General features: G+C 39.3%; 25 protein-coding genes. 5 read left to right on the top strand and 20 right to left on the bottom strand.

The genetic code is table 11. The features are described 5' to 3' along the window. The first annotated feature begins 206 nt into the window (after positions 1 to 206). The 4 genes from tcmP to MWU84_RS22080 all read left to right on the top strand — a co-directional run bounded on the left by tcmP (position 207) and on the right by MWU84_RS22080 (position 6,947). A complete protein-coding gene (tcmP, locus tag MWU84_RS22095) occupies positions 207 to 1,328 on the top strand; it encodes a three-Cys-motif partner protein TcmP (RefSeq protein ID WP_246905905.1) in 1,122 nt (373 codons plus the stop codon). A 1-nt stretch (position 1,329) separates the two neighbouring features. After that, positions 1,330 to 2,055 carry a phage Gp37/Gp68 family protein gene (locus MWU84_RS22090; protein WP_246905902.1) on the top strand — a complete coding sequence of 242 codons (726 nt, stop codon included), beginning with the start codon at positions 1,330 to 1,332 and terminating at the stop codon, positions 2,053 to 2,055. Positions 2,056 to 2,435: 380 nt separating this feature from the next. After that, positions 2,436 to 4,286 (top strand): DNA methyltransferase, encoded by a 1,851-nt coding sequence (locus tag MWU84_RS22085; RefSeq protein ID WP_246905899.1) that lies wholly within the window; start codon positions 2,436 to 2,438, stop codon positions 4,284 to 4,286. 3 nt (positions 4,287 to 4,289) lie between these two features. Further along, positions 4,290 to 6,947, top strand: coding sequence for a DEAD/DEAH box helicase family protein (locus MWU84_RS22080; protein WP_246905895.1), 2,658 nt, complete (start codon positions 4,290 to 4,292; stop codon positions 6,945 to 6,947). A 157-nt stretch (positions 6,948 to 7,104) separates the two neighbouring features. Here MWU84_RS22080 and MWU84_RS22075 read toward each other — a convergent pair whose 3' ends face one another. The 7 genes from MWU84_RS22075 to ssb form a co-directional block, all read right to left on the bottom strand. After that, entirely contained in the window at positions 7,105 to 7,740 is a 636-nt protein-coding gene (locus tag MWU84_RS22075; RefSeq protein ID WP_246905892.1) for a hypothetical protein, read from the bottom strand. Then, positions 7,730 to 8,485: a DNA-processing protein DprA gene (locus tag MWU84_RS22070; RefSeq protein ID WP_281502607.1), complete on the bottom strand. Its 756-nt coding sequence runs from the start codon at positions 8,483 to 8,485 to the stop codon at positions 7,730 to 7,732. The genes MWU84_RS22075 and MWU84_RS22070 overlap by 11 nt, the downstream gene beginning before the upstream one ends. A 52-nt stretch (positions 8,486 to 8,537) precedes the next feature. Then, complete coding sequence (locus tag MWU84_RS22065; protein WP_246905886.1) at positions 8,538 to 8,855, bottom strand: hypothetical protein; 318 nt, start codon at positions 8,853 to 8,855, stop codon at positions 8,538 to 8,540. A gap of 6 nt (positions 8,856 to 8,861) precedes the next feature. Then, a complete protein-coding gene (locus MWU84_RS22060; RefSeq protein WP_246905883.1) occupies positions 8,862 to 9,623 on the bottom strand; it encodes a ParA family protein in 762 nt (253 codons plus the stop codon). 84 nt (positions 9,624 to 9,707) lie between these two features. Beyond that, complete coding sequence (locus MWU84_RS22055) at positions 9,708 to 10,409, bottom strand: SprT-like domain-containing protein (protein WP_246905880.1); 702 nt, start codon at positions 10,407 to 10,409, stop codon at positions 9,708 to 9,710. A 101-nt stretch (positions 10,410 to 10,510) separates the two neighbouring features. Then, entirely contained in the window at positions 10,511 to 10,711 is a 201-nt protein-coding gene (locus MWU84_RS22050) for a hypothetical protein (protein WP_246905877.1), read from the bottom strand. An 80-nt stretch (positions 10,712 to 10,791) separates the two neighbouring features. Beyond that, positions 10,792 to 11,145, bottom strand: a complete 354-nt coding sequence (ssb, locus tag MWU84_RS22045) for a single-stranded DNA-binding protein (protein ID WP_246905874.1) — start codon at positions 11,143 to 11,145, stop codon at positions 10,792 to 10,794. Positions 11,146 to 12,395: 1,250 nt separating this feature from the next. Here ssb and MWU84_RS22040 point away from each other — a divergent pair. Then, entirely contained in the window at positions 12,396 to 12,677 is a 282-nt protein-coding gene (locus MWU84_RS22040) for a hypothetical protein (RefSeq protein WP_246905871.1), read from the top strand. A 636-nt stretch (positions 12,678 to 13,313) separates the two neighbouring features. On the opposite strand, the gene MWU84_RS22035 is transcribed toward MWU84_RS22040, so the two are convergent. The 13 genes from MWU84_RS22035 to MWU84_RS21975 form a co-directional block, all read right to left on the bottom strand. Beyond that, positions 13,314 to 13,907, bottom strand: a complete 594-nt coding sequence (locus tag MWU84_RS22035) for a M23 family metallopeptidase (protein WP_246905868.1) — start codon at positions 13,905 to 13,907, stop codon at positions 13,314 to 13,316. 62 nt (positions 13,908 to 13,969) lie between these two features. Next, the gene (locus MWU84_RS22030; RefSeq protein WP_246905865.1) at positions 13,970 to 14,611 is read right to left on the bottom strand and encodes a hypothetical protein; all 642 of its coding nucleotides are present in this window, start codon (positions 14,609 to 14,611) and stop codon (positions 13,970 to 13,972) included. 66 nt (positions 14,612 to 14,677) lie between these two features. Continuing rightward, a complete protein-coding gene (locus MWU84_RS22025) occupies positions 14,678 to 16,762 on the bottom strand; it encodes a TraQ conjugal transfer family protein (protein WP_246905864.1) in 2,085 nt (694 codons plus the stop codon). 11 nt (positions 16,763 to 16,773) lie between these two features. Further along, entirely contained in the window at positions 16,774 to 17,301 is a 528-nt protein-coding gene (locus MWU84_RS22020) for a conjugal transfer protein TraO (protein WP_246905861.1), read from the bottom strand. 3 nt (positions 17,302 to 17,304) lie between these two features. Beyond that, positions 17,305 to 18,243: a DUF4138 domain-containing protein gene (locus tag MWU84_RS22015; RefSeq protein WP_246905859.1), complete on the bottom strand. Its 939-nt coding sequence runs from the start codon at positions 18,241 to 18,243 to the stop codon at positions 17,305 to 17,307. Further along, entirely contained in the window at positions 18,240 to 19,259 is a 1,020-nt protein-coding gene (traM, locus tag MWU84_RS22010) for a conjugative transposon protein TraM (protein ID WP_246905857.1), read from the bottom strand. The genes MWU84_RS22015 and traM overlap by 4 nt, the downstream gene beginning before the upstream one ends. 1 nt (position 19,260) lies before the next feature. Next, positions 19,261 to 19,866: a VirB8/TrbF family protein gene (locus tag MWU84_RS22005; protein WP_246905854.1), complete on the bottom strand. Its 606-nt coding sequence runs from the start codon at positions 19,864 to 19,866 to the stop codon at positions 19,261 to 19,263. Beyond that, entirely contained in the window at positions 19,866 to 20,678 is an 813-nt protein-coding gene (locus MWU84_RS22000) for a hypothetical protein (protein ID WP_246905853.1), read from the bottom strand. The genes MWU84_RS22005 and MWU84_RS22000 overlap by 1 nt, the downstream gene beginning before the upstream one ends. A gap of 3 nt (positions 20,679 to 20,681) precedes the next feature. Then, the gene (locus tag MWU84_RS21995) at positions 20,682 to 21,239 is read right to left on the bottom strand and encodes a hypothetical protein (protein ID WP_246905851.1); all 558 of its coding nucleotides are present in this window, start codon (positions 21,237 to 21,239) and stop codon (positions 20,682 to 20,684) included. 3 nt (positions 21,240 to 21,242) lie between these two features. After that, positions 21,243 to 23,672: a TraG family conjugative transposon ATPase gene (locus MWU84_RS21990; RefSeq protein ID WP_246905849.1), complete on the bottom strand. Its 2,430-nt coding sequence runs from the start codon at positions 23,670 to 23,672 to the stop codon at positions 21,243 to 21,245. Then, complete coding sequence (locus tag MWU84_RS21985) at positions 23,626 to 23,967, bottom strand: hypothetical protein (protein WP_246905847.1); 342 nt, start codon at positions 23,965 to 23,967, stop codon at positions 23,626 to 23,628. The genes MWU84_RS21990 and MWU84_RS21985 overlap by 47 nt, the downstream gene beginning before the upstream one ends. Before the next feature lies 1 nt (position 23,968). Beyond that, positions 23,969 to 24,256: a hypothetical protein gene (locus MWU84_RS21980; protein WP_246905844.1), complete on the bottom strand. Its 288-nt coding sequence runs from the start codon at positions 24,254 to 24,256 to the stop codon at positions 23,969 to 23,971. Between the two features lie 39 nt (positions 24,257 to 24,295). After that, positions 24,296 to 25,638: type IV secretory system conjugative DNA transfer family protein (locus MWU84_RS21975; protein WP_246905840.1), on the bottom strand; the 1,343-nt coding region annotated here is incomplete at its 5' end.

Here is a 25,638-nt window from a genome sequence, read left to right as displayed (position 1 = left end):
GTTATATAACGAAACTACTAAAAAGAACGATAAATGGAACTAGGATAAGATATTTTTTTAGGGCATTTCGGTTGTACCGAAAAACGGCCGTTTTAGGGGACTATGCTTTTTAAGAAAAAAATTATTAATTTGGCATTAGTCGTATAAATATATATGATCATTGATATATATTATCGTTGGTAACAAGCTAAACAAACCAAAATTTTATGCCAGGAATAAGTCTATCAGATTTTTTTAAAGAAAAACGTACTGCATCGGAAATCAAATCTGAAATACTTAACGAATATTTCAAAGCTTGGGCAGCGATTCTTTTAAAAGGACAGCAATACAGAAAAATTGAGAGATTGGTTTATGTTGATTTGTTTTCTGGGCCCGGATTGTACGATGATGGCAAACCATCTACGCCAATTAAAATTTTAAACAGTATAAACCAAAGTAAGGGCCAATTTATTGATTTTGATAATGCTGTTAAAACTTTTTTTAATGATAAAAGCGAGAGATTAGCCAACGATTTAAAAGAGAATATCGAGAATCTTCCGTACTATGATGAAATTACACACAAGCCTGTAATTGCAAATGAACCTGCTAGCCAAAAAATGCTCGAAGAATACTTACAATCTGCAAGTCCGAGTTTAACGTTTATAGACCCTCTTGGTTATAATTACACACAGAATATGCTCTTATATTCGGTCAAGAATTGGGGTTCGGATTTATTTATGTTATTCAACTTCAATAGAATTCGAGCAGCAATAAGAAATAAAAAAGTTAAAGAAAATATGCAGGGCATTTTTTCTTCCTACTACGATGAGATTCTCGAATTTTACAAAAAAGAAGAAAGACCACACGAAAGAGAGGAATTTATAATTAAAACATTTCAAAAGATTTTTGCCGATAAAGGTTACTACATTCTTAAGTTCAAAGTAAATTTTCCCAATAGAAATCAAACAAGCCACTATTTATTTTTCATATCAAAAGTCCATTTAGCGATTACCAGAGCCAAGGAGATAATGACTAAATATAGTGACATACAAGATGATGGAGTTCCCCTATTCGGTGCGAACCTAAATCAAGACCCTCTTTTTTTTCCTTCACTCTGCGAATATTCAGTTGACGAATTGAGCAAAGTAATTTTGCGCAATGTTTCTTTATTTGATCAAAAAACGATTGAGGAAATTTACCGAGAGCATAATTATAGTACAAACTATATAAAACAGAACTACAAAGACGCTATTGAAATTCTTGTAGACAGCAATAAAATTGCGTTATTTGATAAGAAAGGAAATCCAACCATGAGAATGACATATACCGCTAAAATTAAATTTATCTGACATGGCACAATCAAGTATAGAATGGACAGAAATGACATGGAACCCAACCACTGGTTGCTCTAAGGTATCCCAAGGCTGCAAATTTTGCTATGCAGAAATCATGTCCAAACGACTCCAGGCAATGGGAGTTGATAAATATAAAGACAATTTTGAAGTACGAATTCATCCAGAGGCATTGAAAGTACCCTACACTTGGAAAAAATCAAAAATTGTATTCGTTAATTCAATGAGTGATTTATTTCATGAAGAAGTTCCTTTAGGATTTATCCAAAAGGTGTTCAAAGTAATGAATGAAAATCCAAGACACGTTTTTCAAATATTGACAAAAAGAGCTGAACGCTTACTAGAGCTTCACGAGGAATTAAAATGGTCACATAATATTTGGATGGGTGTATCCGTCGAAGAAGTTAAAGTAGAAAATAGAATAGACTTTTTACGTAAGACCAATGCAAGGGTGAAATTTCTTTCTCTCGAACCATTAATTGGAGCTTTACCAAATTTAAACTTGGACAAAATGGATTGGGTAATTGTTGGAGGAGAAAGTGGTCATAATCCGAGACCAATGGATGCTGATTGGGTAATTGATATTCAAGAACAGTGTCAACGAGCTGACGTTGCTTTCTTTTTTAAACAGTGGGGAGGAAAAAATAAAAAGAAAAATGGGCGGACTTTAAATGGTAGGACTTATGATGAAATGCCAGAAATGGAATTACAACAAAGCGTGTAAAAGCTTCTTGCCAACAAAGAACTAAGCTAGGAATAAAGTGAATGCCAGCTCAAACTACCACCCCTAAACGTCACTTTTGAAAAGCCTCAAAAAACGAACCTTTTTTAGTACTACACCAACTTTATTCACCCCTACCCTTTCAATGAGCCCATTAGATGGATTGCTTACATATAGATAAATGTATTGTACTATACAGAACTACGGATATGAAGTGAAAAAGGGTCAAAAAAGCAAAAGGTAACATTGCAATTTACATACTTCAGAACAGAAATGTATAGCGATGAAATTCTATAATCCTGATTGAAAAAAAGTTAAAATTCGCTATGTTCGCATAATACAAACAAAGTATTACTAGCAGACAAATAAGAATCATAAAATATATGGATGGAACGAGCCTAACACCACAGCAACAAAAACTTAATGCTATACGTGAAGTGTTGCCCGAAGTTTTTGCAGAAGGCAAAATAGATTGGGAAAAACTAAAAGCTGCACTTGGGGAAGATATAAACTTTAGCAACGAGCGTTACGTTTTAAATTGGGCAGGAAAAAGTGAAGCCTTTAAAGTTTTACAAGCCCCAACATCCAGTACGCTAATTCCTGTAAAAGATGAATCTTTAAACTTTGATGAAACCAAAAATATATTTATCGAAGGCGAAAACTTAGAGGTGCTTAAAGTGCTTCAAAAAAGTTATTTCGCCAAAGTGAAAATGATTTATATAGACCCTCCTTATAATACGGGTAACGACTCATTTATCTATCCCGATAAATTTGCTGAAACCAAAGAAGAATACGAAAAACGTGTAGGCGATAAAGATGAAGAAGGCTACATGACCAAAGATGGCATGTTCAATAAAAACAGTAAGGAAAACGGGCAATATCATAGTAATTGGATGAATATGATGTACCCACGTTTATTCCTAGCAAAAAATCTACTGCGTCAGGACGGTGTAATTTTTATCTCTATTGATGATAATGAAGTTCATAATCTTCGCCTTTTAATGAATGAGGTGTTTGGGGAAGAAAATTTTCTAGGTCAAATTAGCAGATTAACAGGAACTCCAACAGGGCAAGGAACGAACGGATTGGTTTCGGAATTAGACTATATACTTGTCTATTCCAAAAGTTCTTTAATGGAATTTATTGGACTACCCCTAACCCCAAAAGAACAAAGTATTTACAATCAGGAAGATGATAATGGCAAATACTTAACTAGACCGTTAAGAAAAACGGGGGGCGAGGATAGGCGAGAAGATAGACCTAGCATGTACTTCCCAATAAAAGCACCAGACGGTTCTGATAGTTTCCCGTATGGTCCAACTGGCTATGAAAGTAGATGGAGGTGTTCTGCTTCTAAATACGAGGAGTTTAAGAAAAACAACCTTATTGAATGGAAGCAAACAAAAACCAAATCAGAAGATAAAGAAAGTTGGAAGCCGTACCTGAAATTTTATCTTGAAGGTCGACTGAAACAGGCATCCAACTTGTGGAAAGACATAGACGGAAACAAGAAGGCATCAGTAGATTTGAAAAACTTAATGGGAGCAAAGTTTTTTGATTATCCAAAACCCGTAGAACTAATTAAAAGATGTATAGAAATTTCAACTAACGACAAAGATGACATCGTTATGGACTTCTTTTCGGGTTCAGGAACAATTTGCCAATCAGTATTTGAATTGAATAAGCAAAAATTTATAGCTGTTCAAATGGCAGAAAAATGTCCCGAGGATAGTCGAGCTTATCAAGAAGGTTATAAAACTATAGCAGATATTGCCAAGGAACGAATTCGTAGAGTTTCTAAAAAAATAAAAGAAAAAACCCCAAAATACAATGGGGATTTAGGGTTTAAAGTCCTAAAACTCTCCGATAGCAACTTTAAGCAATGGCAGCAAATTAAGGGTAAAGATGCAAAAGCTTTGGAAGAACAAATGAAATTGTTCGTTGACCCTGTTTCAAAAAATGCCACCATCGAAAATATGGTGTATGAATTACTATTAAAAAGCGGAAAAGACCTAAATAGCAAGATTGAGCATAAAGAAAACTACTACTCTATTAATGGCAATGAATTGATTTTTATGCTTGAAAAAGCAGACAAAAAAATTGTCGATGCAGTTTTAAAAGAACAGCCCCAAAAGGTTATCGCCTTGGATAAATTATTTAAGGACAATGACCAATTAAAGACCAATACGGTTTTACAAATGAAAGATGCGGGCATTGAATTTAAGACGACATAACCTATGAAAATAAATTTTGAAGCCAATCTGCAATTTCAGCAAGATGCCATTAAGTCCGTTACAGATTTATTTGAAGGGCAGCCTTCGGATGAGTCTTTACTTGAATATGATTTTAGCGTTCAGGGGGAACTTCATTCTATTGTTGGGGTCGGTAATAAATTGATACTTTCCGAAGGTCAAATATTATCTAACTTACAAAGCATACAAGAAGCTAATGAGGTTGAAAAATCTACCAAATTGGATGGGATGAATTTTTCCGTGGAAATGGAAACGGGAACGGGGAAAACTTACGTTTATTTACGTACCATTTATGAACTCAATAAACTGTACGGTTTTAAAAAGTTTGTCATTGTTGTGCCTTCTATCGCTATTCGTGAGGGGGTTCTAAAAAACTTAGAAATAACTCACGAACATTTTCAAAATCTATATGATAATGTGCCTGTTAATTTTCAGGTATATGATAGCGGAAAGCCTTCTACATTAAGGGGCTTTGCCACTACTAATACTATTGAAGTACTAGTTATCAATATTGATTCTTTTGCTAAGGATGAAAACATCATCAATAAGCCAAACGATAAACTGAACGGGCGTAAGCCAGTCCAATTTATCCAGGCTGTAAATCCGTTTGTTATTGTGGACGAACCTCAAAACATGGAAACGGACAAACGTACCGCAGCGATTGAAAACCTAAATGGACTTTGTACGCTCCGTTATTCTGCCACCCATAAAAACCAATATAATTTAACATATAGCTTAAACCCTGTAAAAGCTTATGATTTGGGCTTGGTAAAGCAAATCGAGGTAGATTCCATCGTTGAAGAAAACGCCTTTAATGATGCTTATGTGTCCGTTGATAGCATCACAGCAACAAAAACCAAGGTAACGGCAAAACTGATTATTAATATTAACGATAAAGGTGGGGTAAAAAAGAAAAAAGTTTCCGTAGAAGTTGGAAAGGATTTATATGCGCTCTCCAACGAACGGGAAATTTATGCGGATGGCTATATTGTTGAGGAAATAGATGCATCAAACGAATGTATCTCTCTTTCCAATGGCACAGTATTATACCAAGGCGATAGCCAAGGCGGTCTTTCCGATGAAATTATGAAATTTCAAATCCGAAAAACCGTAGAGGAACATCTAAAAAAAGAAAAAAGGTATAATAAAAAAGGCATTAAGGTTCTGTCCTTAATTTTCATCGATAGAGTGGCAAATTATAGGCAATATGATAGCAATGGTAATCCGCTACACGGAAAATATGCGCTATGGTTTGAAGAAATTTACAAAGAGTATGTTGGACAAAGTGCATTCAAAGAACTGGATAGATTCCCTGTCGACCAAATCCATAACGGCTATTTTTCACAAGATAAAAAAGGGAAAATAAAAGATACGAACGGTGTTACCAAAGCTGATGATGATACCTATAGCCTGATTATGAAGGATAAGGAAAAGTTGCTAGGCCTAGATAATCCTTTACGGTTCATCTTTTCGCATTCGGCACTTCGTGAGGGTTGGGATAATCCCAATGTTTTCCAGATTTGTACTCTGAACGAAACAAAATCTGAAATGAAAAAACGTCAAGAAATTGGGCGGGGATTGCGCTTGGCAGTTGACCAAACAGGAAAGCGAACCTATGACCAAAACATCAACCGTTTAACCGTTATTGCCAATGAATCCTATGACGATTTTGCAAAAACGCTGCAAAAAGAAATCGAAGATGATTGCGGTGTTTCTTTCCAAGGGCGTATCAAGAATAAAAGAGAACGTACCCCAATTAAATACCGTAAAGGTTTTGAAGCCGATCCAAAATTTTTAGAAATATGGGAAAAACTTAAACAAAAAACCACCTATCGGGTAGATTATAATACGGATGATTTAATCACTTCGGCTGCAAAAGTTATTAGTGAATTGCCTAAAATTAAAGCCCCTGCCCTGCGCTCCATAAAAACGGCGGTAACAATGGATGAAACCGATGGGATTGGTGGTCAATACAAAGGCGAAAAGTTAGAAACCTATGAAGGGCATACATGGAAAATCCCTGATGTTTTGGGCTATATTCAAAGCAAAACAGAATTAACACGCTCTACCATTCAGGAAATTCTGAGTAAGTCGGATCGTATTGGCGATATATTGGTAAACCCTCAATTATTCCTTGACCTTGCTGCCCAGGGAATAAAAAGAGTGTTGTACGCCATTATGATAGACGGTATTAAATATGAGCATATCGGCAGTGCTGAATATGAAATGGCGTTGTTTGAAGCACAAGAATTAGAGGTTTATTTAAATGACTTCTCTTTCAAAGTAGCGGACACTTCAAAAACTATCTATGAAGAATTTATCCCCTTGGATTCAGGCGTTGAAAGTAGATTTGCAACGGATTGTGAAACAAGCGACCAAATAAAGTTTTATTTCAAACTGCCTAATTGGTTTAAAATACCTACGCCTATCGGAAATTACAATCCAGATTGGGCTTTAGTATTTAAAGATGACAAGAAAATCTATTTTGTTGCAGAAACAAAGGACACAGGGACCCCAAAAGTTGACTTAGCTAAACTTAGTGGGGACGAACAATTGAAAATTAAATGCGGAAAGGCACATTTTGACGAATTTGAAGAATTAGAATATAAGGTAGTGAATAAAGTAGGGCAGTTAATTGAGTGAATCAATTCTTGCCAAGATAAATACCAACCGATTACGAGCAAATAAATAATATATAGTACAATACAGCACTAAGGATATAAAATAAAAAAGGTCAAAAAAGGGAAAAATAAAATTGCCTTAAAGGTTGGCCTATTTCCTTTATCAAGATGACAAACTATCAATCGGGCAGTCTTATGATATCATATTCAGGAGTGTAAACCATTGTTTTATAAGAGGGCTTTACAACATACTTCAGTTCTCTAACAAACCCCCTTGTACGCATAGCTGCAAAAACCGATATATTCGCATCCGGATAAGCTTCTTGCAGTCTCCTAACGCAAGCACATGAAGTGCGGCCAAGGGTAAAAACATCATCCACTAAAATGATTTTATTAACAAACGCGAGTGGCGGCGAAGTAATTAGACTGTTATAGTGAGTATTACAACTAGGTCGTTGATCCGCACTACTAAAACTGCTCGACCTAGGGACTCTATAGGCCCTGAATATTAGAGCTTCTACACTCCCCCCTAGCCCAGCTTCCAAAAAAAGGTCGGCCAATATTTTTGTTGGCCATAGCGCTCCTTCAACTAAAGGAGTGCTCCTGGGAGCAGGAACCAAAATAGGGTTGTCTTGGAACATCAAGGTTATGGGATGATCTTTTGGAAGCTGTTTAATGTGATAAATAAGCCGTTCAATTACTTTAGCGTTACCCGCTTTAATATTACCACAAATCTGTTTAGATTGTTCAGCCGAAGGATTGGTTCCCCTTGTAGCAAACTCCAACATCGTTGCAAAGTTTATCTTAAAAGGCATCCTGATACTTTGATGTTAAATAAGGAATGTCATTCAACATCATATCAATATTTTCACGGGATAAAGATTGGGCACCATAATCCATCATTTCCTTTGCCCAGGTCAAAGAAGGGTCGTTGGCAACATTCTCCAACAAATATACCTCTCTGCCCAACCGCAATGCTTCCCAACCTTGGTGTCGGGTACCGCTCTTCTCCCCTGCCTCAATAATAATCGTCGCATCGGAGATTAAAGCCATTGTACGGTTCCTGATCGGGAAATTTTTGGGCAGTGCGGGATAGCCCTCGGGAAACTGGGAGACTGCAAGGTGCTTTTCTTTAATAAGTTCTAATAAGTCAGAATTCTGCCTAGGATATGCTTTGTTCAAAGGTGTTCCCAAAACTGCAATTGTACTTCCTCCAAATGCTATAGCAGTTTTGTGTGCCATGGTATCGATGCCCAAGGCTAGACCACTGACGACAATAATATCATGTTTTACCAAAGCCTTGGAAACAATTTGGGCCCTTCTCAACCCTTCCTGGGTAGCATTTCTGGAACCAACGACCGAAACTCTCCTTTTTTGGAAGAGCAAACTTTCATCCCCCGTAAGAAATAAATTCTTAGGAGAGTGTTTTTTTTCAATGTCCGTTAGGGAATCAATATAGTTTTCGATATCCATGTTTGTGTATTGATAATTACTTTTTAATTGATGATGACCAACGTTTGAGAATCCAAGGATTGGAAAATATAAGCTTTTCTCTACCATTGCCTCTATAAATGTAGCTCAAAACGATCTGGAAAATGAAAATACAAGTTTATTAAGAATTAAGCACCGAATCTTCACTGATATGCGCCAAAAAATCCGCATATTTCTTTTCCAATTTATCATATCCCATTTCTTTGGCCAGAAGGTCTAGGGCTTCCCTCACTATTGCCCCCTGGGACAACTTCGCTGCCGGGGTGGTCAGATCCTTCAATCTTTGGATCCTGTCGAGCAATACCTTTGTGGATACGTCGTGCCGGACCGTAAAAGAGTGCTGTACCTCCTTAGAAGCGGTTTTGACGCTCTTTCCCTTCTTAGGCGTAGCAGTTTCCTTTTTTCCTTTGTTCTGTGCTAATAGATCGTTTAAACTCATAATGTGCTATTCTGAATATTTTTTAATTTTATGCAATACCTCTTTTCCAAGGTTCATGTAGTCGATCGCTCCGGTACTCTTCTTGTCGTATTCAAAAATGGTCATCCTGAAATCCTTGTGCTGTGAATTTTCTATGGCCGTATTCCTCCTGATCCTGGTCTTGAAGAGGGCATCCCCCCACCCATTTTCCTTGATGTCCTCTTCGATACTCTTGCTTATTTTCAAGCGTTCATCAAAGTGGGTCAACAAAATACCTAAAATGGTCAAGTCCTCGTTCAAGTTTTCCCGGACACCGGTAATAAACTCGATCATAATGGATACCCCGTCCATACTGAATTGAGCAGCTTGTACCGGGACAATGACAAAGTCGGCGACCGCAAGGGCATTGACCGTAACTAGGTTCATATCGGGAGGACAATCGATAAAAACATAATCATAATCGTCCCGATACTTTTCAAGGGCCTTTTTTAGGATCAATTCCCTGGCAAATTTTCCTGAGATCAAAAGGTCGATACCCGCGAATTCAATGGAGCTTGGAATCAGATCTAAATTCTTACGGACATTTACAATTTCAAAAGGGCGATTTAAGAACAGGTCATTGATTGTGGTCTTGGCATTTTCCTGTCCCAGGTTTTTGGTCAAATTTGCCTGTTTGTCACAATCGATCAAAAGTGTTTTCCCCTTTAACGCTGCCTGGGCCGCAAGGTTCAGGCAGCTTGTGGTTTTGGCAACGCCTCCCTTTTGATTGCTAAATGCTACTATTTTCATTTAATATAATATTTATATGCAATATTAAAAATATAAAAAATATAGACAACATTTTATTACCTATATTTTTTATATTGTCCGTATTTACTTTATTCTTACATAATCGGAATCGCACAGTTTACAGTGCAGCTCCAGGTCGGGCCTTCCCCATACGTTGGAGCAATTACAAGAATACTTTGCCTTAATCGGTCCCTTTGGCTTGGACTCGATCTGTGCCAGGGTCAGATCCTTTACCTGGTCAAACAACGGGCTATTCTCATTGATAAGGTCGGCAATCTCCGGATTGACTTCCAAGTATAGGCCGGTAAACAGATCACTGTTCATCAGTTCCTCGGTAACTTCCATAAACTTTCCTCCCTCGAGGGGGTAATCGTTCATACCTTGGCCAACGATTTTCCCTCCCACCGTTCCGGTGGTCGATGGCATTAGGCCGACTTCTATCATTTTATTGGCCCATTCTTTGTTATGGTAGCCCGCCCTGGACGGCTTCCCGTAATGATACTGCCATCCGTGGCACATTTCGTGCACTACGGTCTGGCAAATTTCGATCAACGGAAACTTGACGAACATGGACGGGTTCAGCGCCAATTCGTCCGTCTCCTGATCTTTGACGTGAAACCATCTTTTATATGCATAGTGCCCGGCAACATTTTTTTGCCGTGTAATTACGATCAGGCAATCCTTGATTTCATCATCAAAGAGTTCACCATTGTAAAAATCAAAAATGTATTGAAATAGGCCATAAAATTTTTTGGTGGGTTTATCTTCCCTGTCTATATTTTTCATTGTTCCAATTTTTAGGTTTGAATTGTTCTCCTCTTTTTTCTCCTGTCAAAAATGTTTAGTACTAAACATTTTTAGTAGTGCGAGCACATAATCCCTTGGTGCTATCCTTTCGGGAGAAAACATTTTTGGATGGATTTTTTTGAAGAAATAATTTTATGCCTAAAAGTAGGGTCCGGGTGATCGGTCTTGATATTGCCAAGATCGTCGGACCCGATAGGAGTGAAAACCTCCCTTTGCGAAGATTCTGTTTTGCCGCTTAAAATATGGGTAACAAAATGAAATAAAGATTTTAACTTTGCCATGATTCTAAATTTTTAGGATTGTTGATTATTTGGGGGCGAAACTTTGGACGGGGACGCCCCCATTATTAAAAGTGGGTAAACTATTCTTGTTCCGGTTTTCTTTTGGTGTTCAACAATAGGACTTCATGTGCCACAATTTCGGTCACATATCTTTTGTCTCCCTCTTTGTCCTCATAGGAACGAGAGGTCAATTTCCCTTCGATCCCTATTGAATCGCCATTGGAAGCATATTTTTCAATAATCTCCGCGGTCTTGTTCCAAGCAACAATATTGTGCCATTGGGTATCGGTTACTTTTTCCCCCTGGGCGTTCTTGTAAGTTTCATTGGTAGCCATCGAAAATCGAGCTACCTTAGAACCTCCATCTAAATTTTTGACCTCCGGGTCCGCCCCGAGATTTCCGATCAGCTGAACTTTGTTTCTCATTGAATTCATAATGTTTTGTTTTAGATTAAACTTCCTTAAAATATTATACTGCAATATACAAAATATATGCAATATAAACAATAGTTAAAATATAATATATATAGTTTATTTAACTGTTTTTCAGCGTTTTATAATATTATAATTTATTCTAAATTATAATATTTTTTAGAATCCCCCTTTAAATTATTATTTCCCGGATACGAAGTTAGCCCCTCCCTCGATGCCGTACCAATTGCCTTTGATTGCCGTGCAAAAGGATTTTGGGAGCTGGCGACCGGCTCTAAAAATTGCGGTGGGTTCCCCCGGTAGGAGGGATTCCCCATTTTTAGAAAAATCATTGCAGCACAGCAAGTCTCAGAGGCTACATTTGCCGTCGATGGAAGGACAACGAGCTATTTGGACCAGAAATAATAAACATTGACCAAGAGTAACGTTGCGCTGCGTACTCTTGCCCTGTCCGGCAAGAGTATTTTTTTGGCTCGAATGGCATAGAAGTGCTTTTTTCAAAGCTGGTCTATGCTGTGGTGTTTTTGATTCTGCAGTAGCAGCATAAAAACCGTGCAAAAAAAATAACCTGAGGGTTAGCGGCACGCAACTTACGATTCCTATTAAAATGTGTTGGATGGAGATTCTCGATTGAATTTGTGGGACAAAGCGATAGCAACGGCCAAACAAACTTCGATCGTGTATCTCCCCTTGGGCAATGGCAAGGCAAGTGCCGTGCACCCTTTTTTCAGGTTGTGCGGCTCTTGTACGCGGCTGTGAGGGGGTCCGGGCAAGGAAGCGGAATTTATGGAGGGAACGGCACGGACTTTCGCAGCAGCTTGGGAAAGACGAGGGCTCGGCAAGTGCATAACCTACGTAATGAACCCGTGAGGATCCACGCCCTGGAAGGATGGGGCAGGGTAGGGGTGGTCCCACGCAAGAGAATTGAGGAACGCTTTGCTCTTGTGTGCGGTTTCGGAGGGGGTCGGAAAAAAGGGGGTCGTCCGATATTTTTTCAACTGCCGCGGGAACATGGAGAGGATACATCAGGGATAGCGTAAAAATCCATTTGATGGGGTTCCTAGCTAATTTGGCAGAGGAAGCGGCCAAGATAGCTACCGCAAGCCTTAATGTGGCTCAGAACGGCTTAAAATGATTGAAACAATAGCCCGTTAAGATGTCTTCAAAATATTATATCGAAGGTCTTTTTATTGCATAGGTAAACTCTAAGATGTAGTTTTGTGGATATATTCCTAAAAAATGGATTAATTCCAATGATTTTCAATTATGCAGAACATTTCGGACAAATGACCAAAAAAGGTGGGCAGCCCAGACTTTCAGACGCCCAATTTCGTAGGTTCATGAATATTGTCTACCAATGTGGGGTCTTAAAGGGTATCAACAAGTCAAGGAAACACTTTGAGGGTACGGCGGAAGCACACAAGTTGGACATGGTGCTTTTTATTCAGGGAAAAGAGTTGACAAAACTTACCGGTAATCTTCCTCCGGAAGCCTTGCTAAATGAAATGTGCAAGCTTGGCCAAGATGATATTTAAATGTTAACGCTGTTCAAGATATTCAGCCCTGGCCTATCGACGGCCGAATATTTAATTATTGCACTGCGTTATTCTTTTGATTTATTGAAAAGCCGTACTACTTTTTCTTGCTCATACCTGAATAAGAAAAAGACCATAATCGGAATTAATAATAAAAGAGCTATCTGAAAATAAGTTGATGGAAAGCGATCCATCCATTCATTATTATCGCTGAAAAAGTGTATAATCCAATCTTTCAGAAGGATTAGACTTATAATTAATAGAATTGAAGTAATTATAATAGGGAAAAAGCTAGGTCTAGCTTCAAAATCGTTAGGTGAGTATGAATTAGAGAGATAACAAGATTTACAGGATTTCTCGATTGCACCCCCATATTTCATTTTCATTTCTACACGGTCTGAAACAGGCAGCCTTATTGAATTATTTGCCTTACATTCTTTACAATAAAAATTTAGTTTCATATAATGCAGTACAACGTACGGATATAGGTGCTAATACCTATATTTCTATTTTTTCGGTAACTAAAGTAAGCTTATTCCTAATAATAAGCATCATTTAAGAATTGGAATTGGCCTAGCACAAAATAGTCAGTTCAACTAGCAAGCTGAGAAAAGGTCAAAAAAGCAAAAGAAGCAATCAGTCCATATCTAAAAAACAAAAAGGGTAGGGGTCGATGGGTTTATCGAATTTATGGATTTCATAATGCAGGTGGTATCCCGTACTTTTTCCCGAATTGCCTACAAAACCAATGATCTTTCCTTTTGGAAGGGTATCGCCTTTACTAATGATAAAGCTATGCAAGTGAGCGTATCGGGTAACAAATCCGTATTCATGTTGGACAACAACCTGGTTGCCATAACCATAATTCGACGTGATCGTTGCAATAACGGTCCCGGCTGCACTTGCGTGTACCGGAGTTCCTATTTTAGACGAAATATCGATACCCAAATGCTGTTTTGCCCGTTTGTCCACAGGATGAAACCGTTTACCGAATTTAGAGGAAATGCGTTTTAGATTTTTCGGGTTCAGCGGGTTTATGGATGGGATAAAATCGAATCTGTCCTTATAAAGATCAAAGTTATTTCCCAGAATATTCTTGATCGTTACAACTTTTGAGGTATCCGATGCCTGGGATAAAGATTTGATTATTAAAGAATCTATTTTCTTGTTTGTTTGAGCAAAACAAGTAATAGAGAGAAATAATGAAATAAGTGTTATTAGTTTCTTCATTGACACCAAAAGAAAACCCCTCAACTAGAAGAGGGGTTTTGAATTTAATATAAACTCATATTCTATTGTTCCTCTACCCTTAATTCGATTATAGTAGTTGCACCGGTTCCGCTATCAGAAACTAATTGATTAGGATTTTTAGCGGTGATAGTCCACAATTCTTTTCCGTTTGTACTTAAAATTCTGTAATTCCTTTTGGAGTATAAGTCGATTCTGAAAACACTCATATCATAATTGATATTTGGCGTACGTATGTCACCCGAAGAAGTCCTATGAACTGCTAAAAAAGGAATATCCCCACCTTCTTCCAATACCTGAAAATTGATATATTTATTTACATCCCCATTGTTAACCTCTAAAGTCAAATAGTTATACTGATCAGGATTAATGTCAAACTGAACACTCATACGTCTGGTACCAAGACTTTGTTCTCCTGAAAGTGTCGCCCCATTAACTTGAATGTTGGAAACATTATTGTCGAAATCAACATTAGAAGGACTGAACAAACGAACGTTGAAATTACTATTAGAAGTAGATTCCTTATAAAGAGGGAAAATCTCTAAGTCAAAATCAATACTGATCGTGTTTCCATTTACCTGTACGGGATTAAATTCCGAAATCATAAATTCATTCGTGGGGGTCACATCCTCGTTATCACAACTAAGGAATGCAAAGGTGAAAATTATTAAATATATTCTTTTCATAATCAGTAGGTTTAAATATTAATATTCGCAAAAACTATACCAAATTTTTAGTTACATTTTTAAAAATCATGGAGCCGTTGATATGAATCTTATTTCACGAACTTCGGTTTGAATATCATTGGTTATAGTAAATAAAATAGTTATAGTATTACCTCCCACATGAGTTTGAGATAATCTTGCAAAGTTCGTTAAAATTGTGAAATCAGCATTATTTGGAATATTGACATAACTGTCTTCGGTAGTGGCATCAGAACCGTCAACAGTTCCTATTGCATTTAACACAACATAATTAAGTTTAAGCTCTCCGTTACCTGTTTGGCTGGTAATTTTATACTTAATTTTTAGTTCTCCCGATAGTTCTGAATTCGTTTCAACAAAATTACCAGAAAATGCGATATCCATATCTCTCAATGATCTGTTGCCATATTCATAAGATTCTGGAACACCCCACGAATTAATTGTTAAATATGGATTTACTAGAAAATTAATTAACGTTCCTTTATCGACCAGATCGTTATTTGAAGCCCTTATGCTATATGTGATTCGATGTTCGCCAACCGAATCTCCTATATAGTTTGCGGAAAAAGATCCCTTTGAAATACCTCCAATTACTTGGCCTTGATTATAGGTTACGCCATTATATACCAGTCTTCCAGTTCCTGTAGATGTAAATGTGAGTGAGTATGTTAATGCCTCTGCTCCAACTTGGATAATATTAAAATTTTGACCTACTGGTGAACCTGTTTGAACGTCGTTTTGAACTGATGCAACTGTAAAGTCAAATGTGGTTCTATTGTAACGAATACTTACTGATTTAGTTTTTTCAACATTACTATTATTGGTTAAAACAAGAGTAATTTGATGTAAGCCTTCGGAAGAACCAGTATATTTAATAGTAAAATTGGGAATAGTAATTCCTTCGATCTTTTGACCAGCTGTGTATACGGCCCCATTATACTCAACCTCACCTGTTCCTGTAGAGCTAAATATTAGGCTATAAGGTTCCTGACCGTTTCCAAACTCGGTAATAGTAGAATTAATAAAAATAGTTTCATTAATGTTGGCTTCATTGCTTGTGAGTACAGGGCTAAATTCAAAAGTACTAGCAGTGATTCCAATGGAAACCTCTTTTTGGATTTCTGCCCCGGATTCATTCCTTACATAGAAATTTAGTTCAATAGGATTATTATCTGTAGGTGTTACTATCCATGAAAAATTACCTAACGAAACATTGGTTAACGTTCCAGTAGGAATTGGCGAACCTCCTGATTTCATAATAATATTTCCTTCTTTTATTTCAAATCGCATTTGGTATTGTCCACCACTTCCTTGATTCTCGCTCAAATTAAAATTGATGTTGACATCTTCCCCAACGAAAACGGTATTTTTTTCAGGAGCTGCCGTAAAAGAAAAATCAACAACATTTACGTTAAAATTAATGGTATCATTTTTTACTTGGCCATTGCTATCTCTTGTACTAACTACAAGCTTGGATTCACCTGCTTCTAACAACTTGATAATATTGCTGACCGTTCCTTCGGAAATAGGCTCGAATGTTCCTATTTCTACTTCTTCGGATTCATCGGCATTTAATATTCTAGCGGTTCCTTGAATGATAAAAAAAGCTCTCTCATAATGTACCGTCTTATCATTACCCGTATTGAAAAGACTTGTAGAAAAGGCTCTGGAGGCATTGACATTGACCTCGTTCACAGGTGTAGAAGCTTCGAAGTTGTAGCTATTATGTCTTACGTCATAGTTAATATCGATAGCTTTTTCATTTCCTTCGCTATCCGCTACCGTTACTTTAACCTTATCGACATTTATGGATGTTCCTTTGTACCTAAGGTCGGAACTTAACGCGTTTAAAGGAAAGAATTCATTTTGTGGGATTACGGAACCATCGGTTCCTATATAATTCCCTTCTCCGTTCAAGACCTCATATTTGAATCTATAGATATTGGTACTTACCACTTTTTCCGGCTTTATGATCAATACCGTTTTTTGGGGCAGATTTATGGTAGCTATTTCCTCATGGGATTCTTCAAGGGTAAAGTCAAAGCTTGAAATTACGGTCACTTCCTTGTCACATGCCCAAATGGTCAGTAATAGGAACGAAATTACGGTTAGTGTTCTTGTTATATTTTTCATAATTCGGGATTTTAATATAGTGTATACTTAACTCCTAATCCTCCATAAAAAGAGGTGTTTCCAATATCGCTGTTGACATGGTAAAATTCAGTGGCCACCAAGATCAGGGAAAATGTATCGGATAGGGCATACTCCGCTTCCCCGCCCACAAACCCTCCATAGATAAGCCGGCTTTCTCCATCGATTACCGCTCCGTTTGGCAGTTCATTGTCCCCGTTGTTTAGGATCTCGTAACCGACCAGCCCACCTAACCCTAGGGAAAGATGGAAACGATTGTACCTATCCTGTAAGATATTGTAGTAGTACCCTATGTTTAAACTTAGGTCGTTATAGGGCACCTTCATATTACCGCTTTTGGATTCCGCAACCGAAAAGTAAAGCGATAAATGTAGGTCGGACCTATCGGATAGGCCATGATAATAGCCACCTTGAACGGCAAAGCCGTTGGTGGTGTAACCTCCTGAAACCCCCAAAGAGGGCTCCTGGGCAAAAAACAGGGACGGGACGGAGAGCATTAAAATGCAAACTAGTTTCTTCATGTTTTAAATTTTAACTGGATTATTGATCAGTTTATTATTGATGCGCAATAGCAGATTCCTCTCCCCGTTTTTTTCGGCGAGATCGATCTGCAATTCTTTTTTATCGTTGATGGAGAACTTTTTAAAGACCATGATAAAATCATGGCCGGTGTTCCCCATTACCCTCTCGGGATTATTGTAGACCAATAGGGGCGTTAAAGGAATGCTCTGGTCGGTACCCGAACCCCTATAGCCCCTTGCCAATTTTGAATTTATAAAATCGACATCGTAAGCCTGCCCGCCTTTGTTTTCCAGTAAAAGATGAAAATAGATCTCGTCCTTGGCATAGCTTACCTGCTTTAAAGTCAGCTTAACATTGCTCGATGCATCGAAGGTTCTAAGGATCCGTCTGGGTCCATCGTTGACGGCAGCACATTTTTCATTGATATAAGCGGTCTTATTGGTTATATAAAGGCTATCACCAACCGTTTCTTCCTTTACTGCTTTTGTGGACGGACTATTGATCGTTTCCACGTCTTCGGAATAATGGGAACCAGGTGCCTTTACAATTTCTGGGGTCTTGGTGGCTTGGACCTGATCGGATATCTCCAGAAGGTTCATTTGGCTTTCATCGGATTTTATATAATGGGTCAATTGTTCCGGTGTTTTCTTATACTTCAATAGGTATTCATAACTGTTCCCGTCCTTTGTGAAAACCGTTAAATTGGTATTCTTCTCGACCTTATCTACTTTTATATACCCAAGTCGAATAGTGCGTTTTCCAATTTGGCTCCTGTTGGGGGATTCCTTTATAAAATACTCTTGTTGGTTGCCCAAAATGGGCTCCTCTATTTCCGAAGGAAAGATCATTACCGTGGTATAATCTTCCGATATCTCTATTTCCTTTTGGGCCGATAGGAATAGGGGCAATAGCATGAAGGTGATCAAAAGTGTTTTCATCATTGTTCTTTTTTAATGTGTACTATCAATTCCTGATCGTTGAGCAAAAGAATCTTTTCGTTTTGTTTCAGCTTCTTTTTTTTGAAAAAACTGGAAATGGTATTTATGGACGTTGAAAGGATTCTAGAGCCCGTACCCGCACCAACTTCTTGCTCTACAGCGTTCGCGGTATCATCAAGGGCCTCGCTCTCGTATTTTTGCCAGAGCTCCCCTGCTTTTGTGGAATACATCCCGACCCTTCCGTCCCTGATGTCCCTTACCTCAATATTCATGGGTATGTGGGCAATATTGGTAATATTGAACAGCACCCGATTTTTTTCAATATTCAGATCGGCATATAAAAGGGTTCCCCTCTTAAATATTTTCTCATTGTATTTAAAATCCTCCGTCAAAGCGAGTTCTACCAGTTCCCCGGGCAGCTTGAACTGGTCCCGGTAGATGACCGCCTTAGTTTGAAAAATTTCAGCCGGTGGCTCTTCTTCTTTGACAGTATGGTTGACCCTAGCTTCCCTCGCCTTTCTCAATTTTTCTTCATAGGTCAGTTCCGGGGTTTTGGGGTAATCGGATTTTTGTGTTGGGGGCGGTGGCACCGTTTTTTCCTTTTCGATTTCTTTTTGGAGCTCCTGGATGATCAGATCATCTTCTTCGCTATATACATGTTGATCACCTTTTTTGGACTCGATCTGTTCGATTTGGTCATTAAGCTTTTGCATTCGGTCCATTTTATCCAAAGAATCCCGGACATCGCCATCATTGCTAAAAAAGTCCTCCCCAAAATCCAGGTCTATACCGCTCCCTTTTTCCTCCTGAACGCCATAGGCATCCATTTTGCTCTCAAAATTGGTGACAGCTTTGCCGTCCTCCGGAAGTTCCAACGTATTGCTTATCGTCCTGGTATCTTCCTCTTGCCCGTCAAAAAATATCCCATAGCACAGAAAAACGAAAGCGATAAGGCACATCCCAAAAATGATGATCTGTGGGGTTTCCAATTCCTTTATCTTATTGATCAGGTTTTCCATATTATTTGGTCATTTCGGTATACTCGGTTTCTCTGTAATTAGAAATAATGAATCCATAAGGGTTCCTAGGGTAATCGGGTTCGGTCTCGACCAGGGAACCCTCTACGATGATCTTATAGAACCGCCCATCTTTTTGGTTCGGCTTATTGATGGCCACCAATATGGCCGCCTTAAAATTCTTGGCCCCGTTCACCACTATTTTAACCTCCTGGACCGATTGGTCGGAAGAAGATTGGATCAATTTATTGTAATGCCCTCTTTTGGTATAGCTTTCATAGAGTTGTTTTCCGCTATCGTCTATCAACCATAGGGAGCGTTCGATCCTATCCTTGTAATTGTACTGGTTCACGGTATAGAACAGTTCGATAAAATGCGATATATGCCCTTTTTCGTAAACTTCCGCCACTTCTCTTTTGTCGATAAGCTCCAGGGGCAACAAACTGTTGTCCTTGGATAGCCCGTACACATACTTGTCATGGTTCACGTGCATCAGGTAGATGATCACGATGGCCGAAATGGAGACCGCCGCCAAAAGGATCACGGCTATCTTGGTTATACTGTTATTGCTCGATATCGACTTGTACAGGTCTGTTTTTGTTTTCTCCATCAGATAAATAATTTATAGACTATTTCTGTTGATTTTTTAAATAATCGCAACTTTATAAAAAAGGAAAGCCCTACGATCACCGCATAGGTCTGAAATTTCACGTTCGGCAAAAAGGTCAGGTAGGATGCATCATCGACCTGAATGCTCAACTGCCTGAATATTTCGTTGGTCACGTAGATGACCACAAAAAAGGGTAATATCAATAAATAAATGGCGACGTACAATTTGATCCATTTATAGAGAAGATCCCTGAACTTTTCAAATATGGCCATGACAAAAACGATTGGGCCGAGGAGCCTAAGGACGGTCAGGAAAAAAAAGCGTTCGATAAGAAAAATGGCATATACCAGGTTGTCCAAGAACCAGAACAGGACATAGGCCATCTTAATAAAGATCCCAAAGGGGTTTTTCATCATTTCGATCACCTGTACGGCCGCTTCCTTTAACGTGGCCATTGCACTCAGGTCTTCTGTCGTTGCTACTACGTCATCTTCGGATAATAGGTGATGGACCGTTCCATATTTATTGACCTGTGCGTCCAGGGGCGATAACAGGGAATCGAGCAATATCAATATATAGTCATAGCTGGCGATTAGGATAATGATGATGATCACATTGAAAAATTTGCCTTGGTCAAAAGGGAGTTTGGGCTCCCCCCATTCGAACCTGCTCGTGATCATGTTCGAGTAGATCGTTAAAAGAAAGAAACTGGCCGCCAAAAATTTATAGCTGTAATTGAACCATTCAAAAGAATCGCCCTTTCCAAGGCCGGCAAATATATCCTTGATAAAATCGTAGCTCAGATCCACCATAATCTATCCGTTTTTCTTAAAAAAATTCTGTCTCGCTCGTTGCTCCGCCTTATTGATATAGCGTAGGTAAAGGGCCTGGGTGCCCACATACCGTTCCTGTAATTCTCCTTTTATTTCCTTGATGAATTTTAACCGTTCTGCATCTTTCATTGTAAAAAGGTCGTTGGTCAAGAGCTTGTCCAGGACATCCAAACTTTTGATGGACCCATCGATAATAAGGGTATAGCTCTTATTGATATTCCCGATCTCCTTGGTAGAAAAAAGTTTGGAATCCCTTAATTTTTTGACGCTATTGGTCGAGTTGTTCAATATTTTGACCTGCAGTTCGTAGATCTCCTCGATTTCGTTGACATCCCTCAAAATATTGTTGACCTTGCTGAGCGCATCTTTTGCATCCTTTAGTATTTTCAGTTGCTCCACTCCATTTTTGACCTGCATTGCGCCCTGTGTTATCCTAGAGGTCAAAGAAGCATTTGCCTGTGGGTCGTTGACTACCGTAGGGATCTGTGCGTTTATCGCAACAACGGCAAATAGTAAAATAATGGTGATCGCGTTCTTCATGGCTCAATGTGTTTTAAGGTGTTCTAAAATAGCCTCTTCCATGTTCCCTTTTTCCTCAAAAAGGTTCATGATCGCTTCATACTCCGCGCCGTCCGTTTGATACAGCTTCAGGGCCTCTTTGGGCAGTTCCGCCCGCATGATCCAAATCTCGCTCCCGATAATGAGCGCGAACTCGGTAAAACCGATCTTTCCATCGGAATCGTTGATGGAGGTAAGCGATTTTAATAGGCTGTGTTGGTGGTCCGACAGGGAATACCGCTCTACAAGGGGACCGTAACCCTTTTCATTGTAGAGTATGTACAACACTTGTGTGTTATCGATCATCGCTTCGGTATCGCTCCCTATCGGGAGCTGAGAGGGGCTTTGCAGGGCACAGCCTACGGCTGCGTTCTGCTTTCGTATGGCCTGGTAAAAGAATACCACGGTATCCCTTATCGATTTATATTTGATGAACTTTGCCAGTTCGTCAAAAAAGATGACCCCGGGGGTCGTCTTGTCCTCCCAAATAAGTTTTTTCACCGATTCGGCACCGATCAGCATCAGGATGGATAGGGCGACCGGATCATCCTGTGCCTTGTCGAACTCGAATACGATATAATTCTTTTCATCGATAAGATGGCTTTCGTCCCCGGTATTCTTGAACAAAAAGGCATAAGCCCCCTCATCTACAAATCGGGAACCTGAAAACAAAAAATTCTTGATATCAAAGAATCGGGTCTCTATCTCGAGCCGTTCCAATAGTTTGTCCTGGTTGGTATATACGAAATCGTAAAAACTTGGAAAGGAAAAACCCGAACGCACGTTGTCATAGTAGGTCTTCAATATCTTGATCAAAGCCGTCTCTACATCGGTAATGATATCTTCTTCGGGCCGCCAGAGCTTGAACACAAAAGCTGCGAGTGCCTTCAATTTAAAAGCCTCGATATTATGGGGTTCCGCTACATAAAAGGGGTTCAATGGCAAGGGTTTTCCCGGTTCAAAAGAAAAGAACAGAGTGGTCTCCTTAGGCAACAATAAAGCGAGCTTTTTAAAACTTCCGCCAATATCGAAAATGACGTTTTTATAGCCCATCTCGTTGAACTGCCTAAAAACGTGCTGCGCCAGTACCGATTTCCCTTCCCCGGTAGGAGCATAAAAGGCAAAGTTCCATGCCTTGATGCGCTTATGGAACTCCCCACGCACGTCCCTGGTGATCGGGATATTGAACAATCGGTCGGAAAAGATAACGCCGTCCTCATCGTTGCGATAAGGGGTGATGTTCAAAAATAGTGCGGTACATATCTGCAATTCCGTGTCGTACATTCTATTCTTGCTGATACGTCCCGAGAACCCCCCAAAAGAGTTGATATAAAGTTCCTTCAACACCTCCTTTTTGGGGTATTGTGGCCGAAAATCATGGATCTTAAATAGGGTCTCGATATGGTTGGTACAACGCTCGAATTCCGTATCGTTCGAGGCGTAATAAATAATATTGGTGTGGCCTTGGACCAATATCTTCTGCTCGTTTTTATTCAGTTCGGTAATATACGAGTCCACTTCCTCCCCGGCATCCTTGTTCTCGGAATCAAAGCCCTGGGCCCCTTTGAGCCTTCGGCTCTGCTCTTTCAAGGACTCTTTTTTAGAATAATGGTTGTCCAGATATATGATTTGGTTATAGATATGATCGTAGGGTATACTAAAGCCAAAATCGTCCGCCAATCCCTTATAGAACTCGAACTTTTTGCTGCTGTAGTCGTTGTCCCTTTTATAGATATCTATGTATTCGGGGAACTGCTTGATCTTATTGATGGAAAAAGCCCCGATCTTCTTATTGCCCACGGACACACAATGCCGATCGTTCACTTTATCTTCCAGATCGGTATCATAGAAGGTATTTCCCTGGAACCCATTGAAATAATTCTCCTGTAACAAGCGCAGTTCCTCTTCGGAAAGTGGGATCGCCTTGATGTATTTGGAATTGTTCAAAAAATCGATGCATTTTGTGACTTCGCTGCGGAAAATGGCATCCCTCCCAAACTCCTTTAATACCGTTTCTTTTTTCGGAAGGGGTTTGAATGGATTGAACAATGAGGGGTTTTTAAAAAAACTGGCTCCCCGGTTGCCGATGAACAATAAAGGGAAATGTTGGAAATGCTCCCTGCCGTAAAAATGCTTCTTTGTCGCTTTTTGTATAAAACTGCTGTTCGGGAGGTTCTCCCCCGAATAGGATTGTTTCAGGAAAATATCCTGTTTGTGCACATAACTGTATACCGGAAGCTGTCGCAGTGCCCTGAACCAATAATCGTGCATGGCATCATAATCCTCCTTCCCGAGGGTAAAGACCTCGGGAAGGACCAAGGAATAGGCAAGTACGGTATCCCCGTTATTGGATAAAAAACAATTTTGGTCAATGTTTAGTATCGGGGGATTTTTTGATAACTGGATAGATCTCATCGTTCAATTCATATAGATCGTTCTCAATAGATCTGGGCAATTTTGAAACTGCCAGATCGTCCAATGCATTGCTTTTGTCCAAAAAATGGATAAGCATATAAGAGCCCACACTGATAACGATTGCCACAAAAAGGGATTTCATCGTAAAAGACGATAAAAGCATTGCGAGAATACCGATCACGATCGCTACAAAGACAAAGAAATAATTGAACCTTAATTTTAAGAGAACGGCTTCTTTGTTGATGTTCTTTTCAACCTTGATCCTATATTTTGGCAAATCGTTACTGTGTTTCATATTAGAATGTTTGTCCTAATATGAATGCTATGACACCGGCTATTAGGGTCATGGCCACGAACCATAGGAGCAGACCGCGAAAAAAGGCCATATAGTCCCTATTTTCTCCAACGAGCTTACCGGAATTGGCAAGCGCGGAAACCAGGAAAATAGCGGCAAAGATATATTTGGCGGATGCCTTGATATCGTCCCACATCGTTTGTGCCTTTTGCTCCAGGCCAAGATCCTGGGCAAATAATGGTGAAACGGCAAATAATACTATCCCGATAATTAAAAGCTTTTTTTTCATAATGTTAAAGGTTAATATTGAATTGATTATTGATTAAACTTAAATTTTGGCAGCATTGCTGAATACCTGGTCATAATTGCGTTGGATTTCCCATTCCGTGACCGTATTGATATTATTTATTGGCTCCAATTGGATCTCAGGTTTCTTTATATCCGCATCATATCCCATCCCCTTTTCGTCGAAAACAAAAAACTGCCCTGTACTTCTTTTGAACATTTCATAACTTTTATGTTTCTTTTCTTCCCTTTCACTTGTGGTCGTCCGGGCATCCGAGGCCTCAAAAAAAGCACTGTTCTTTTTCGATACAGATCTTTGTTTCACTTTGATTTCCTCAAAATAGGATTCAAAATATTTTGCGGTATCGGGATCGTTGGTTTTTCCGAAGAACAATGTAGTTAAATTCGCCAAAACTTCCTTCATGGTATTGGCCCCTAATTGGTTTATGGCCTGTACTTTATCTTGTAGCATATAGATTGTCGCTATATTGAAGCTTCTCATGGTTGCCGGGACCCTTTCTATTTTAGGGATCCTCAATGTTGGTGCTTCATCGAAAAGCAAGTAGGATGGTTCTTTCCCCCTTTGCCCCATCTGCAATAGTACCGATTGGGCGACGATTGAAAATAACGGCTCATAAATCTCCCCGTATTTAGGCTTATTGACCAAACATAGCACGGATTCCTTTCCTTTTTCGTTCAGGGCAAGGTCCACCTCGTTGCGTTGCATGCTATAAATGATGTTGGGCACATCGAACATCCTAAAAGCATTGGATAGGGTCGCCTTTACGGCGGCCATTTGACGACTGGAATCCGCACTGTCCAAGAATGCGCGGGCTTGGCGTGCCGCATTTGGATTGGTCTCTATAAATTTGACCAGACCTTCCGCATCTTTGACCAAGAAAATGGCTATCAAGTAGGAAAAGGAGCAATATTGGGGATGATCTTCCTTAAGTTTTATGATTGCTCCCGTAATGGCACCTTCCGACGCTTCCACAAAAAAGGAATTGCCTTTTTGTTCCTTGCTCAAAACACTGTTGACGATGCACTTGCTCATCAATAATATATCTTCCTTTCTGTGGAGCACATCCACGGAAATTGGATTTAACTGGACACCTTTGTTTGGATCCGCGGGACTGAACAAATGGACCGGTATAGTGGAATCTCTATAAAACCAATGGACAATTTCTGCAAATTCAAAGTCTTTGTAATCATAGATCAGCCCGGGCACGTTTCTTTTGCCCATCCAGTAGAGTATCCACCCGGCTATCGAAATCGTCTTACCACTTCCGGCAGCACCCTGTACACTGACCCCTTTCCATATATTGACAATAATAGGTTTCCCGTTTTTCCTTTGGATCTTAATATCGAAGACCCCCATTTTTTTTT

It is taken from the genome of Arenibacter sp. F20364, assembly GCF_023015905.1.
Lineage (GTDB): Bacteria > Bacteroidota > Bacteroidia > Flavobacteriales > Flavobacteriaceae > Arenibacter.
The sequence above is the reverse complement of the archived record's forward strand: the minus strand, read 5'-3'. Positions and strand labels throughout refer to the sequence as shown.